This window comes from Plantactinospora sp. CA-290183 (assembly GCF_050936375.1).
Classification (GTDB): Bacteria; Actinomycetota; Actinomycetes; order Mycobacteriales; family Micromonosporaceae; genus Plantactinospora.
Genome location: NZ_JBNJMX010000004.1, coordinates 276,973 through 290,830, shown reverse-complemented (window position 1 = coordinate 290,830; position 13,858 = coordinate 276,973). Strand labels below are relative to the sequence as shown.

Sequence of the window (13,858 nt, the reverse complement as noted above, 5' to 3'; positions counted from 1 at the left end):
CGGGAAGATCAGCAGGCTGGCCCAGGGCCGTCGCGATGATCAGACCGGAGATCGCCTGCCGCCGGCGGTCGCCATGGTGCGCTGGATCATGACGTTGATGACCGGCGCCGCTCCTCGGAACCGGCGTACGACCACGAAGAGCGCGTAGTCGACCGCCATGCCCAGCCCGATCAGGGTGATGATGTTGATCGCGAAGACCGAGACGTCGGTGACCGTGCTGATCAGCCGGACCGCGACGAACGCGCCCAGGATCGCCAGGCCGCCGACCAGCAGCGGTGTCGCGGCGGCGACCAGGCCGCGGAAGATCAGGATGAGCAGCACCAGCAGGACCGGCAGCGAGAGTGTTTCGGCCCGGGTGATGTCCTCGGTGGTCTGCCGGTTGGACTCCGCGAGGAAGGCGACGTTGCCACCGACCTCGGTGGTGACCCCCGGGGCGTCCAGCGCCGGCCGCAGCTCCTCGTACCGGTCGGTCTGCTCGTCCGGGTCGGTCGCGCGCAGCTGTACCAGCGCGTACGTGGCGTGCCGGTCGGTGGCGAGCAGGTTCGGGGCCCCGGTCTCGTACCAGCTGCTCACGCTGGCGATCTCCGGGTGTTGGCGGAGCCGGTCCAGGATGGCGGTGACCGGGGCGCGGAACGCCGGCTGGTCCACCGCGACGCTGGCGCTGGAGTAGAGCACGACCAGGTCGGCGCCCTGGTTGCCGAGCTGCGCCGTGATCTGCCGCTCGGTCCGGCTCGACTCGCTGGCCGGGTCGTCGAAGCCACCGCCGGTCAGCGACCCGAAGACCCCCGACCCCCAGGCCACCCCGAGGGCGGCGAGCACCAGGGCGGCGGCGAGCACCACCCATCGGACGCGGACGACCGTCCGTCCCCACCAGGCAAACATCGCTGCGGGCCTCCCACCGGACGCTAAGGTCGGTGCCGTAACGTCGCGTTATCCGAGTGAACAACGTTCACTATGGCAACGGCCGTTTTCGTAGGTCAAGGGGGTTCGCTATGACAGTGCCCACCCGGCGGGAGCGCCTCCGTACCGCGACCGTCTCCGAGATCAAGGACGGGGCACGCCGCCTGCTGGTGACCGGTGGGCCGCAGGCGATCTCACTGCGGGCCATCGCCCGGGAGATGGGCATGACCGCACCGGCCATCTACCGCTACTTCCCGAGCCTCGAAGCCCTGGTCGTGCAGTTGGCCGGGGACCTCTACGACGAACTGCGCCAGCACGTCGAGGCGGCCCGGGACGCTGCCGGCGCGGAACCGACCGACCAACTCGCCGCGATGGCGCGGGCGTTCCGGAACTGGGCGGTACGACACCCGGCCGAGTTCGGGTTGGCCTTCGGCGCCCCCACCCCCGGCATCGACGCCTTCGAGGAGGGCTGCACCGACCAGAACCACCCCGGCGCCCGGTTCGGCGCGGTGTTCATGCGCCCCTTCCTCGACCTGTGGCACCGGGCACCGTTCCCGGTACCCCCGCCGGAGCTGCTCGACCGGCGGCTGGCCGACTGCCTCGGGCCGCTGCGCCAGCAGCACGGCGAGGTCCCGACCGAGGTGGCGTACGTCTTCCTGGCCGGCTGGACCATGCTCTACGGGATGGTCTCCATGGAGGTCTTCAACCACCTGCGGTGGGCACTGACCGATCCCGAGGCGCTCTTCGAGGCGGAACTGGCCGGGTTCCTCGGACAGCTCAACCCCTGATCCCGGCGGCTCGACCGGTCGAGCCGCCGGTCAGCACAACCGTCGCCCTCGGTGAACCGGTGAGGCTAGGCTCCCGGAGCATGAGTGCCGAGCTGCCCGCCCGGGCCGACGTGGTGATCGTCGGCGCCGGCCACAACGGCCTGGTCTCCGCCGTGCTGCTGGCCCGCGCCGGGCTCGACGTGGTCGTCCTGGAGGCGGCCGGCACGATCGGCGGGGCCGCCCGCACCGAGCGGCCGTTCCCGAGGGTGCCGCAACTGCGCCACTCCACCGGGTCCTACCTGCTCGGCCTCATGCCGCCGGAGCTGATCCGGCTGCTCGACGTCGAGCTGCCGGTGCTGCGCCGGGACCCGCACTACTTCCTGCCCACGCCGGGGGGCGCCGGCTCGCCGTACCTGCTCTTCGGGGCCGACCGGGAGGTGACGCGGGCGCAGATGGAGCGGTTCTTCTCCCCCGCCGACGTGGCGGCCGACGACGCCATGCAGGCCGAACTGGCCGCGCTGCGCGAGGACCTCGCGCCGGCCTGGCTGGCCGAGCCGCTGCCCGTCGAGGAGACCGCCGACCGGCACATCCGGCCCGCGCTGCGCCAGGTCTTCGTCGACCTGGTACGCGGCTCGGTCGCCGACTACCTGGCCCGGTTCGACTTCCGCTCCGAGCTGCTGGTCTCGATGTACGCGGTGACCGACGGCCTCTCCGGGCTCAACGCCGGCCCGGACGACCCCGGCACCGGGCACAACTTCCTGGCCCACAACATGTGCCGACTGCCGGGCGCCGGCGGCACCTGGATGATCGTGGCCGGTGGGATGGGCACCGTCGCCGCCACCGTCGCCGACGCGGCCCGGTCGGCCGGGGCGAGGATCTTCAGCGGTACGCCGGTCGCCGCGATCACCGTCGACGGCGGTGCCGCGAGCGGGGTGGTGGTGGCCGACGGGCGGGAGATCGCCGCGCCGGTGGTCCTCGGCGCCTGCGACCCGTACCGGCTGATGGAGCTGGCGCCCGACGGCGCCCTGCCGGCGTCGCTCACCGGGCGGATGGCGGCGACCCGCCGTCCCGGCAGCACGCTCAAGGTCAACCTGGCCCTCTCCGGCCTGCCCCACTTCTCCTGCCTGCCCGCCGACGCGCCGAGCCCGTTCGGCGCCACCATCCACCTGCTGCCCGGCTCGGCGTCCCTGCTCTCCGGCGCCGACCAGGACGCGGCGCCGATGGCGGCGCTGCGCGGCATGTGGGCGGACGTCCAGGCCGGGCGGCTGCCGGCGGAGCCGACCATCGAGTGGTACCTGCACACGACCGTCGACCCGTCGCTGCGGGACGATGCGGGACACCACTCCTCCGCGCTCTTCGTGCAGTCGGTCCCGTACGCGCCGGCCGGAACGTCCTGGGACGCCGCGCTGCCCGGGTACCTGGAGAAGCTGCTGGCGATCTGCGACCGGTACGCCCCCGGCACCACCGACCTGGTCGCCGACGCGGTACCGCTGACCCCGCCGGGGATCGAGGCGCACTTCGGGATCAGCGGCGGGCACATCCACCACGTCGACAACACGGTCTCGTTCACCGACCGGATGCCGTACGCGACCGGGCTGGACGGGCTCTACGCGGGCAGCGCCGGCTGCCATCCGGCCGGCAGCGTGATCGGGGCCGCCGGTCACAACGCCGCCCGGCGGATCCTCGCCGACCTGGGGCGAATCGGCCCCGGCGGCTCCGGCAGGCCCGGGCTGGCCGCGGGGCGCTGACCGGGGCGGCCGGCTCCGGCGCGGCCGGACCGGCGGCGGGCGCGCCGACCGCGGCGGCCCGCTCCGGCGGCTCCCGGTTCAGCCGGCGGTCGGCCCGGGGCTCGGTTGCGGCGCCGGGGCGTCGGCGCGACGGGCCCGGACCTGGTGGCCGACGCTGGTCAGGCAGCGCCCGCTCTCCAGGTCGAACCGCCAGCCGTGCAGCTGGCAGGTGAGCTGGTTGCCCTCCACGATGCCGAACCGGGTCAGGTCCGCCTTCAGATGCGGGCAGCGCCGCTGCACGACCCAGTCGCCCAGCGTGATGTCCTCGGCGTCGGTGGTCCGCTCGTGCTCGTCGTACCAGCCCTCGGCGTACTGGAGCCGCTCCTCGGAGAGGCACTTGAAGAAGGCGTAGACGAACTCGTTGTACTGCCCGATCCGGGCGGCGGAGAAGCGGCAGGAGAGGAAGAGCGAGTTGACCCAGTCCACCTCGCCGATGTGCAGCAGGTGCTCGATCAGCGCCCGCTCGGTACGGAACCGGTAGCGCACCTTCTCGTCCGCGTACGGCCGCACCTGCTTGCCGGGGAAGTCCACCACGATGGACTCGACCGTCTCCCCGCCCGAGCTGTCGGTGCCGACCAGGTCGAACCGGACCGGCCACCCCCTTGGCGAGGTAGATCGACTCCTCCAGCAGCGGCTCGATCCGCTGCTTCATCTCCTTGAGCACGTCGATCTCGGGGTGCCGCCAGGACGCCTTCTCCGCCTCGATGACCGGGCGCTTGCGCTCCCGCATCTCGACGAGGTGGGCCTCCTTGTTGGCGAAGAACTCGTCCACCGGCGTCGGGTGGGTCGTCTCGCAGGTCTCGGTGGTCAGTTCCGCCACGCTGCCGGGCAGCAGCACCACGCCGTTGTCGCCACCGACCTTGGCGTACTCCCGCAGGAACACCGACTGGTCGGGGAAGATGTTGCCCTCGTCGCCGTGGATGTCGTTGAACTGCCACAGCTCGTCGTCGAGGAAACAGGGCGGGCCGGCGATCGGGAAGACGTGCGACGCCTTGAGGTCGTCGATGATGGCGCGAGTCCGGTCAGAGCGCGATCCCGCTGCGCAGAGAGGCGGTCTTCCGCGGCGGTGGGCGGCGCAGCGCCAGACCATCGGGTACCAGATCGCGCCGGAGAACTGGAGCAGGTGCGCGTGCACGTGGCCCAGCTCGGCGAAGACGGCGAGGTCGGTGGGGCGGGCGTCGTTCTGGTTGAGCAGCCGTACGCCGTCGTACTCCACCCAGAGCGAGGAGTCGCCGATCGGGCCGTCGGTGGGGCTGGTCAGCGCCTGGATCATCACCTTGAGGCCGCCGTCGAGCTCGGTGACCTCCTCGCTCTTCGTCCGCAGGAAGCTGGTGAAGCCGAGCGCCCGCAACTCGTCCTCCAGCTCCGAGGTGGGGTACTCCGGCAGCAGGACGGTCGCCTTCTTGGAGATGAACCGCTTGAGGTGTGCCGCGTCGAAGTGGTCCCGGTGCAGGTGGGAGACGTAGAGGTAGTCGACGTCGCCGAGGGTCTCCCAGTCGAGCTGTGAATTGTCCGGGAACGGGAACCACGAGGCAAAATATGCCGGGTTGACCCAGGGGTCGCAGAGGATGCTGCCCGCGCCGGTGTCTATCCGCATACTCGCGTGGCCCGTACCGGTCACTCGCACCGCACACTCCCCCTAGTCATCACAGGCCCGCCCTGCACGCGGGCAGTCAAGGTGTACGCCAAACGCTACCGGAGGCCGTGCCGACACCGACCCGCGACGCCAGCTTGTGCCCCTGACCGGCGGCGGCGCCTCCCCGTCGGTGCGCCGCGGGCCCGGTGCGGACCACAGACGGGAGGCCCTGCGGCGCCGGCCGTACGACGCATGCCAGACTTGACCCGGACGCGATCGTGAGGGAAGGACCAGAAAGTGGCTGGAAGCGAGCCGGTGACGTCACCCGACCAGCGCAAGCCGGGGCACCGCAGGGCGGGCCAGATCGGCGCCCTGGTCTCGGCCGCCGCACTGGTGGCGATGATTTTCAACAACAACGAGGTCAGCGGCATCGCCAAGCTCTGGCTCGTCCCCGATCGCCCTGGCCCTGGTGGTCGTCGTCATCGCGGACGCCGTCCTGCGCCGCAACGGACTCCGTTCCTGATTCCGCGCACCCGGCGACACGCGGTCGGCGGGTAGCCCGACATTCCGAGCCGGCCCGCGTGACCTGGTGGTCCCGCAGCCGGGCGCACCCCGTCTCGGCGCCCGGTGGCCCCCGGCCCGCGTGGACCCCCGCCTGATCTCGCGGGAGGCGCCCGGCGACCGCCGCGGACGCCGTGTCCCGATCTCGCCGTGCCACCCGGGGACCCGTGATCTCGCCGTGCCCCCGAGGGAGCGCGTCTGGCCGCCGGGGACCCGCGCCCTGATCTCCGCCATACCGCCGCGCCGGGGAAGGCCGGCCGCCGCACACTCAGGCGGACCCGGCCGGTCGGGCGCCCGGATCTCGCCGGCGTGCGCGCAGGGCCGGCCATCGGCGCACCTGCGGGACACCGGTGGGGCGCGGTCGGGCCGGACGGCCGACCGCGCCGGAAGCCGTCTGGCCAGCAGCAGGTCCTTCACCTCTTTGAGCGCGGCGTCGACCTCGGCCTCGAAGTAGCCGCCGGGCACCAGTCCGAACCGCAGGGTGTCCAGATCGGCGGGGTTGACCGGCATCGGTCCGCGCCCTGCCATGCCGCCGAGGATCCCCTCGAACAGCCGATCGACCTGTTCCGGGTCGTAGCCGCTGCCGAACCGACGGACCTGGAACGTGCGCCGGATGTGGTCGATGCGCCCCATCGGACCGCCCGTCGGTGCGGGGCCGCCCAGACCGGCCCCCGGTGGCGGGCCACCGAGCGGACCGACGACGGTGGGGGCGTCAGCGACCGGGCGCCCCGGCATGGGCGGAGGACCGCCCGGAGGCGGACCCATCGGCGCGGGAGGGCCGCCGGGCTCCCGGCGGAGGTCCCGATCCGGCAGTCTGATTTCGGCGGTCATGTCCGCCTTGCCGTGCCGGCCCGGCTCGAAGCCGTCGAAGCGCTCGTTCGGCCCCGGGCCGAAGCCTCCACCCGGGCCAGCCGGCCCGCGCGGCGGAACCGGCGGCGCGCCGGTCGCGCGGGTCGAAACCACCCCGCTGCGGCGGCTGGGACGGCTCGAAACCACCCCGCTGCGCCGGATCGAACCCACCGCGCTGCGGCGGCTGGGACGGCTCGAAGCCGCCCCGCTGGGCCGGGTCGAAACCACCGCGCTGGGACGGGTCGAAATCGCCCCGCTGCGGCGGATCGAAACCACCGCGCTGCGCCGGGTCGAACCCACCCCGCTGCGGCGGCTGGGACGGCTCAAAACCACCCCGCTGCGGCGGATCGAAACCACCGCGCTGGGACGGCTCGAACCCACCCCGCTGCGGCGGCTGGGACGGCTCAAAACCACCCCGCTGCGGCGGATCGAAACCACCGCGCTGGGACGGCTCGAAGCCACCGCGTTGCGCCGGGTCGAACCCGCCGTTGAACGTGCCGGTGGGCTCGTCGTACTGGCCGTAGGGGTCGTTCGGGCCACCGGCCTGCGCCGCCATCGGCCGGGGCGGCAGCGACGGCGCCCGGTCGTCGCGGGGCGGACCCATGCGGTCCGGCGGGCCCATCCGATCCGGCGGACCCATCCGATCCGGCGGACCCATCCGATCCGGCGGACCCATCCGGTCGCCCAGCCGAGGCTCACCCTCACGGCCGCGAGCGCCGCCGCCGCGCTCCTCCAACTCGGCGATCTGTCGCTCCACCCGGTCGAGGTGCAGGTCCACCTGCCACTCGTCGTAGCCGCCGAAGCGGACCCGGAAGACGACGTCGTGCACCTCCTGAGAGGCGACGGGCGCGCCCAGCGGCTCCCCGGCGAGCGTGGCCTCGACACGGTCGAGGAACGAGTCCACCTCTTCGACCTTGTAGCCCCGCCGGAGCGCCTTGCGCCGGAAACGCTGACCCTGACTGCCACTATGTCTCCTGGTTCGCTCGCTCACTGTGTCACCGCCGCCGCGGCCAACTGGCCACATGCTCCGTCGATGTCGCGTCCACGGGTGTCCCGGACGGTCGTCGAGACACCGGCCGCGCGCAGTCGCCGGACGAACTCCCGCTCCACCGGCTTGGGACTGGCGTCCCACCGACTGCCCGGCGTCGGGTTGAGCGGGATGAGGTTCACATGTGCCAGCCGGCCGGCCAACAACCGACCCAGTAGGTCGGCACGCCACGGCTGGTCATTCACATCTCTGATCATTGCGTATTCGATGGACACGCGACGCCCGGTGCGCTCCGCGTAGTCCCACGCGGCGTCGAGGACCTCGGCCACCTTCCACCGCTGGTTGACCGGCACCAATTCGTCGCGCAGCTCATCATCGGGCGCGTGCAACGACAACGCAAGCGTCACCGAGAGTCCCTCGTCGGCCAGCCGGCGCATCGCCGGCACCAGGCCGACGGTGGAGACCGTGATGTGGCGCTGGGAGAGACCGAGCCCCTCCGGTGCCGGCGCGCAGAGCCGGCGGACCGCCGCGACCACCCGGGAGTAGTTGGCCAGGGGCTCGCCCATGCCCATGAAGACCACGTGGGACAGCCGGGCCGGCGCGCCGGTGACCACCCCGGAGGCGGCGACGCCGGCCAGGTGGACGGCCTGGTCGACGATCTCGGCCGTGGAGAGGTTGCGGGTCAGCCCGGCCTGGCCGGTCGCGCAGAACGGACAGGCCATGCCGCAGCCCGCCTGGCTGGAGATGCAGACGGTGACGCGGTCGGAGTAACCCATCAGCACGCTCTCGACCAGCGAGCCGTCGTGCAGCCGCCACACCGCCTTGCGGGTCGCGCCGTCGTCACAGGCGACCTCCCGGACCGGCGTGAGCAGGGTCGGCAGCAGGGCGTCGGCCAACCGGTCACGGACCCCCGCGGGCAGGTCGGTCATCCGCGCGGGATCGCGTACCAGCCGACCGAAGTAGTGCGTGGAGAGCTGCCGTGCCCGGAAGCCCGCCTCCCCCAGCTCGGTGACGGCCGCCTGCCGGCCGGGCAGGTCCAGGTCGGCGAGGTGCCGGGGTGGCAGCGCGGCGCGGCGTGCGGCGGCGGAGGTGGTCGGGGCGATCGGGATCATGGGCAGACTCGTCATGGCTTGTCCAGTCTCCCACGCCACGGCGACAACGCACTCGGCCGAGGGAACCGAACCGGCGGACCGGGCCGGATCGCCCGGGTGTGATGCCTCACGTCGCGGCTCAGCCGGGCGGGGCGAAGATCGCCAGTAGGAGGTAGCCGGTCGGCACCGCGAACAGCACCGAATCGAGCCGGTCCATCAGCCCACCGTGCCCCGGCAGCAGATTGCTCATGTCCTTGATGTCGAGATCCCGCTTGATCAGGGACTCACCGAGGTCACCCAGGACCGCCGCCACCGAGACCGCGACCCCGAACAGCGCCCCCCACCAGGGTGCGACGTCGAGCAGGAGTCCCAGCAGCAGGGCGCTACCGACGGCCGCCGCCAGCACCGAACCGGCGAAACCCTCCCAGGACTTCTTGGGGCTGACCGTGGGTGCCATCGGATGCCTGCCGAAGGCGACGCCGGCGGCGTACCCGCCGGTGTCGGAGAGCACCACGGCCGCGAGGGTGACCAGTACCCGCAGGTCGCCGTCCGCCGGCACCGCGAGCAGGGCCGCGAACCCGCCGAGGAACGGCACGTAGACCGCGATCAGGGTGGCCGCCGTCATGTCGCGCTGGTAGCCGGCCGGCCCGTCGCCGAGCCGCCAGACCAGGGTGGCCAGCACCGTCACCAGCAGGCCCAGGCTGAGCGCGTCCGGCCCCGCCCACCAGGCCAGGCCGACCATGAGCAGTCCGCCCGCCAGCAGCGGTACCAGTGGGGGATGGATACCGCCCGGCCGCAGCGCCCGGACCATCTCCCAGATCCCGATCACGACCGCGGCCGCCACCACGACGAGGAAGGCCGGCCGGAGCAGGAAGAGCGGCACCACGATGGCCGCGCCCAGACCGAGCCCCACGCCGACGGCGGCCGGGAGGTTGCGTCCGGCCCGCCCGGAACCGGCGGGCCGCCCCGACCGGGTCGCCCGGCGGCGGCCGGGACCGCGCCGGGAAGGCAACGGCTCCGCGTCGGCCAGCGGCCAACCGACCGGGTCCGGCTCGATCGGGCCCGCGCCACGGTCGTCGAGCGCGCCAGGGTACGGGGAGAGGCCGCCAACCCCCGGACGGGGCCCCGCCGCCGTCACCGGGTCCGGCTGCTCCCCGCCGAGGTGACCGCCGCGGTGGGCGGTCAGCTCCCCCGGCGGCTGGTCGGGCAGCGCGTGGTCGGGCGGCGCGGCATAGGTGTCAGGCGCGGCACCGCTGCGCCGCGCCCGGACCCAGGTGTCGTCGCCGTCGGGCCACTGTCGACCCGGCGCGTCGTCCTGGCGGCGTGGAGACCGCTCGGGGCCGCGCGGCCAGTCCGGGCCGGGCGGGGAACCCGGCCGCTGCCAGCCACGCGGCTCCGCGCTACCGCCGTAGGGGTCGACCTGGGACATCAGACCTCGAGCAATTCGGTTTCCTTGTGCTTGACCAGCTCGTCGACGTGGGCCACGTACCGGTGGGTGAGGTCCTCCAGCTCCTTCTCGGCGCGGCGGCCCTCGTCCTCACCCGCTTCGCCGTCCTTGACGATCCGGTCCAGCTCCTCCTTGCCCCGGCGCCGGATGTTGCGGATCGCCACCTTGGCTTCCTCACCCTTGTGCCGGGCAACCTTGATCATGTCCCGTCGCCGCTCCTCGGTCATCTGCGGCAGCAGGATGCGCAGCTGGTTGCCCTCGTTGTTGGGGTTGACACCGAGGTCGGAGTCGCGGATCGCCTTCTCCATGGCCTGCAGCTGCGAGGCGTCGTACGGCTTGATGAGCGCCATCCGGGGCTCGGGGACGCCGACGGAGGCCATCTGGGTCAGCGGGGTCGGGGTGCCGTAGTAGTCGATGATGATCTTGGAGAACATGGCCGGAGTGGCGCGCCCGGTGCGGATGGCCCCGAACTCCTCCTTGGCGTGCTCGACCGCACGCTCCATCTTCTCCTCGGCCTCGAGGAGGGTGTCGTCGATCACCTGCTCCTTCGCCTCCTTCTGCTGGATGCTGCTCCGATAGAACTCAACCCGTGCCCCGGCCCGATCTCCCGGTCGAGGCCGCGGCTCGATGGTCCCGGCTCACGCCGTGATCAAGGTGCCGATCCGTTCTCCGCCGACGGCACGGATGATCGTGTCGTCGCCCTCGGCGCCGAACACCAGCATCGGCAGGCCGTTCTCCATACACAGGCTGAAGGCGGCGGCGTCGGCGACCCGAAGCCCCCGGCGCAGCGCCTCGTCAAACGTGATCGCGTCCAGCTTGCTGGCGTCCGGGTCGGTACGCGGGTCCGCCGTGTACACCCCGTCCACGCCGTTCTTGCTCATCAGCACCACATCGGCACGGATCTCCAGCGCACGCTGCGCGGCGACGGTGTCGGTGGAGAAGTACGGCATTCCGGCACCGGCACCGAAGATCACCACGCGGCCCTTCTCCAGGTGCCGGATGGCCCGCAACGGTATGTAGGGCTCGGCGACCTGGGCCATCGTGATGGCGCTCTGCACCCGGGTCTCGATGCCTTCCTTTTCCAGGAAGTCCTGCAACGCCAGGCAGTTCATCACCGTGCCGAGCATGCCCATGTAGTCGGCCCGGGCCCGGTCCATCCCGCGCTTCTGCAACTCGGCGCCCCGGAAGAAGTTGCCGCCGCCGACCACCACCGAGACCTGCACGCCCCGGCGTACGACCGTGGCGATCTGCCGCGCGATGGCCTGCACCACGTCGGGATCGACGCCGATGGCGCCGCCCCCGAAGACCTCGCCGGAGAGCTTGAGCACCACCCGTCGGGCACGGCCGGGCGGCGGTGCCGTGGGATCGTCCGCCGCCAGGGTCCGGTCACTCACAACCTGCGTCATCCGACTCGCCTCTCCCACGCCGACACAACCGGCGCCCCGTCACCCAACCTGCCGCTGCTGACCGTAAATGCCGCTGCCGGCCCTGTCCGCGCTGCTGACCCTACGTGACGAAGAGGCCGCGGTGCCTGTCACGTACACCTGCGGCCTCCTCTCCCGTGTCCCGGGCCGGAGCCCGGAACGGTTCACACGTACGGTCGATCGCTCAGGCCTGGCCGACCTCGAACCGGACGAACCGGGTGACCTCGATGCCCGCCTCGGCGAGCAGCTGCTTGACCGACTTCTTGTTGTCGGTCACCGAGGCCTGCTCCAGCAGGACGAAGTCCTTGAAGAAGGCGTTGACCCGGCCCTCGACGATCTTCGGCATCGCGGCCTCCGGCTTGCCCTCCTCGCGGGCCGTCTGCTCGGCGATGCGCCGCTCCGAGGCGACGGTCTCGGCCGGCACCTCGTCCCGGGTGACGTACCGGGGGCGCATGGCCGCGATCTGCATCGCCACCCCGCGCGCGTCGGCGTCGCCCGCCTCGTCGGACTTGCCGGCGTACTCGACCATGACGCCCACCTGCGGCGGCAGGTCCTGCGCCTTGCGGTGCAGGTAGACCGCGACGGTGCCGTCCAGCACGGCGAACCGGTTGAGCACCAGCTTCTCGCCGATCTTCGCGGACTGCTCCTGGATGGTGTCGGCCACCGTACGACCGTCGGACAGCGTCGAGGCGAGCAGCGCCTCGGCGTCCGCGGCCCCGCTCTGCTCGCCGTGCTCGACCAGCCGCTGGGCGAGCGCGATGAAGTCGCTGTTCTTGGCGACGAAGTCGGTTTCGCAGTTGAGCTCGAGCAGCGCCCTGCCGGAGTGCGCGACCAGACCGTTGGCGGCGGTGCGGCCGGCCCGCTTGCCGACGTCCTTGGCGCCCTTGACGCGCAGGATCTCGACGGCCTTGTCGAAGTCGCCCTCGGCCTCGGTGAGTGCCTTCTTGCAGTCCATCATGCCGGCGCCGGTGAGGTCCCGGAGCTTCTTGACGTCCGCGGCGGTGAAGTTGGACATGACTCTCTCTTCGGTGTGTGACGCGGCTGATTCCGTGTTGTGCGGTTTACCCGGCTCCGGGCCCACCGTGTCCTCGTACCAGGTCGGGTTCGCCGGCCGGACGACCGGCCGGCGGACCCGACGGCGAGGTCACTCGGCGGCGACGGTCGCCGGCTCGCCGGCCTTCTGCTCCGAGTCGTCGGCAGCCTTCGGCTCCGAGTCGGCCTTCGGCTCCGAGTCGGCCTTCGGCTCCGAGTCGGCCTTCGGCTCCGAATCGCCGGCAGCCTTCTTCTCGGTGTCCTCGATCAGCTCACGCTCCCACTCGGCCAGCGGCTCGTCGGCTCCGACGACGCCCGGCTCGGGCTTCTCGTCGGTGCCCCGGCGCTTGCCCGAGCGGGCGATCAGACCGTCACCGACCGCCGCCGCGATGACCCTGGTGAGCAGCTCCGCGGAACGGATCGCGTCGTCGTTGCCCGGGATCGGGAAGTCGACCTCGTCCGGGTCGCAGTTGGTGTCGAGCACGGCGATCACCGGAATGCCCAGCTTGCGGGCCTCGTCGACGGCGATCTGCTCCTTCTTGGTGTCGACGACCCAGATCGCGGCCGGCACCTTCTGCATGTCGCGGAGGCCGCCGAGGGTGCGGGTCAGCTTGTCCTTCTCGCGGGAGAGCTGCAGGGTCTCCTTCTTGGTGTAACCCTGCGCGGTGCCGGAGAGGTCGCCCAGCGCCTCCAGCTCCTTCATCCGCTGCAGCCGCTTGTAGACCGTCTGGAAGTTGGTCAGCATGCCACCCAGCCAGCGGTGGTTGACGTACGGCTGACCGACCCGGGTCGCCTGCTCGGAGATGGCCTCCTGGGCCTGCTTCTTCGTGCCGACGAAGAGGATGCTGCCGCCCTCGGCGACGGTCCCGCGCACGAACTCGTACGCCTTCTCGATGTACTCGAGAGTCTGGCGGAGGTCGATGATGTAGATGCCGTTGCGCTCGGTGAAGATGAAGCGCTTCATCTTCGGGTTCCAGCGCCGGGTCTGGTGCCCGAAGTGAACGCCGCTCTCAAGCAGCTGGCGCATGGTTACCACGGCCATGGTGGGGTGCTCCTTCAATGTCCCTGGTTTGTCACGCCGGGCCGGGCGGCCTGGCGTCCTGGCACCTGGTCGCCGGCCATGACCGACCCGATGGAGACATCGGGACCAGGGGGCCGTCGCTCCGCAGTCGGGACCGTGGAGAGGGCGCGCGAGGTCGACCGCGCGAGGCGGTCGCCAGTCGACAAGTGTACGCCCCGCCGTACCCACCGGCGCGCAAACCCCCGTCAGCCCTTCGACCTGGGCCAGGACACCCATATCGGCGCACCCGGGCCGCGCCGGTGGCGGCGTCCGCGGCCGGCGGACCCGGGCCGGCGGCTGCGGCCCGCGGGCGGCCGGTCGGGGCGGACACCGGCGGCAGCCGCGGCCCCGAGTCGGGTGATCAGCCGGCCGAGGC

General features: G+C 72.2%; 11 protein-coding genes and 1 pseudogene. 3 read left to right on the top strand and 9 right to left on the bottom strand.

Annotated elements, in window-relative coordinates:
- Positions 1-39 precede the first annotated feature (39 nt).
- The gene (locus ACQEUR_RS12130) at positions 40-882 is read right to left on the bottom strand and encodes an MMPL family transporter (RefSeq protein ID WP_433029511.1); all 843 of its coding nucleotides are present in this window, start codon (positions 880-882) and stop codon (positions 40-42) included.
- 110 nt (positions 883-992) lie between these two features.
- Between ACQEUR_RS12130 and ACQEUR_RS12125 the strand changes: the two genes are divergently transcribed.
- Both ACQEUR_RS12125 and ACQEUR_RS12120 read left to right on the top strand, forming a co-directional pair.
- Complete coding sequence (locus ACQEUR_RS12125) at positions 993-1,688, top strand: TetR/AcrR family transcriptional regulator (RefSeq protein ID WP_433029509.1); 696 nt, start codon at positions 993-995, stop codon at positions 1,686-1,688.
- 80 nt (positions 1,689-1,768) lie between these two features.
- Positions 1,769-3,415 (top strand): phytoene desaturase family protein, encoded by a 1,647-nt coding sequence (locus ACQEUR_RS12120; RefSeq protein ID WP_433029507.1) that lies wholly within the window; start codon positions 1,769-1,771, stop codon positions 3,413-3,415.
- Positions 3,416-3,493: 78 nt separating this feature from the next.
- Here ACQEUR_RS12120 and ACQEUR_RS12115 read toward each other — a convergent pair.
- Positions 3,494-5,081, bottom strand: a pseudogene (locus ACQEUR_RS12115) (Rieske 2Fe-2S domain-containing protein).
- Positions 5,082-5,345: 264 nt separating this feature from the next.
- Here ACQEUR_RS12115 and ACQEUR_RS12110 point away from each other — a divergent pair.
- Complete coding sequence (locus tag ACQEUR_RS12110) at positions 5,346-5,588, top strand: hypothetical protein (RefSeq protein WP_433029505.1); 243 nt, start codon at positions 5,346-5,348, stop codon at positions 5,586-5,588.
- 715 nt (positions 5,589-6,303) lie between these two features.
- Here the strand turns inward: ACQEUR_RS12110 and ACQEUR_RS12105 are convergent.
- The 7 genes from ACQEUR_RS12105 to rpsB form a co-directional block, all read right to left on the bottom strand.
- A complete protein-coding gene (locus ACQEUR_RS12105; protein WP_433029503.1) occupies positions 6,304-7,431 on the bottom strand; it encodes a DivIVA domain-containing protein in 1,128 nt (375 codons plus the stop codon).
- Positions 7,428-8,555, bottom strand: a complete 1,128-nt coding sequence (rlmN, locus tag ACQEUR_RS12100) for a 23S rRNA (adenine(2503)-C(2))-methyltransferase RlmN (RefSeq protein WP_433029501.1) — start codon at positions 8,553-8,555, stop codon at positions 7,428-7,430. The genes ACQEUR_RS12105 and rlmN overlap by 4 nt, the downstream gene beginning before the upstream one ends.
- Positions 8,556-8,658: 103 nt before the next feature.
- Positions 8,659-9,948, bottom strand: coding sequence for a phosphatidate cytidylyltransferase (locus ACQEUR_RS12095; protein ID WP_433029499.1), 1,290 nt, complete (start codon positions 9,946-9,948; stop codon positions 8,659-8,661).
- Complete coding sequence (frr, locus tag ACQEUR_RS12090) at positions 9,948-10,505, bottom strand: ribosome recycling factor (protein ID WP_433029497.1); 558 nt, start codon at positions 10,503-10,505, stop codon at positions 9,948-9,950. The genes ACQEUR_RS12095 and frr overlap by 1 nt, the downstream gene beginning before the upstream one ends.
- Before the next feature lie 99 nt (positions 10,506-10,604).
- Positions 10,605-11,372 (bottom strand): UMP kinase, encoded by a 768-nt coding sequence (pyrH, locus tag ACQEUR_RS12085; protein ID WP_433029495.1) that lies wholly within the window; start codon positions 11,370-11,372, stop codon positions 10,605-10,607.
- A gap of 202 nt (positions 11,373-11,574) precedes the next feature.
- Positions 11,575-12,405, bottom strand: coding sequence for a translation elongation factor Ts (gene tsf, locus ACQEUR_RS12080; protein ID WP_433029493.1), 831 nt, complete (start codon positions 12,403-12,405; stop codon positions 11,575-11,577).
- 129 nt (positions 12,406-12,534) lie between these two features.
- The gene (gene rpsB / locus ACQEUR_RS12075) at positions 12,535-13,464 is read right to left on the bottom strand and encodes a 30S ribosomal protein S2 (protein ID WP_433029491.1); all 930 of its coding nucleotides are present in this window, start codon (positions 13,462-13,464) and stop codon (positions 12,535-12,537) included.
- Between the last annotated feature and the right edge of the window lie 394 nt (positions 13,465-13,858).

Coding starts and splice junctions, on each gene's coding strand:
- rpsB (WP_433029491.1), bottom strand. CDS start 13,464: ATGGCCGTGGTAACCATGCGCCAGCTGCTTGAGAGCGGCGTTCACTTC.
- ACQEUR_RS12120 (WP_433029507.1), top strand. CDS start 1,769: ATGAGTGCCGAGCTGCCCGCCCGGGCCGACGTGGTGATCGTCGGCGCC.
- tsf (WP_433029493.1), bottom strand. CDS start 12,405: ATGTCCAACTTCACCGCCGCGGACGTCAAGAAGCTCCGGGACCTCACC.
- pyrH (WP_433029495.1), bottom strand. CDS start 11,372: ATGACGCAGGTTGTGAGTGACCGGACCCTGGCGGCGGACGATCCCACG.
- ACQEUR_RS12130 (WP_433029511.1), bottom strand. CDS start 882: ATGTTTGCCTGGTGGGGACGGACGGTCGTCCGCGTCCGATGGGTGGTG.
- ACQEUR_RS12125 (WP_433029509.1), top strand. CDS start 993: ATGACAGTGCCCACCCGGCGGGAGCGCCTCCGTACCGCGACCGTCTCC.
- ACQEUR_RS12095 (WP_433029499.1), bottom strand. CDS start 9,948: ATGTCCCAGGTCGACCCCTACGGCGGTAGCGCGGAGCCGCGTGGCTGG.
- rlmN (WP_433029501.1), bottom strand. CDS start 8,555: ATGACGAGTCTGCCCATGATCCCGATCGCCCCGACCACCTCCGCCGCC.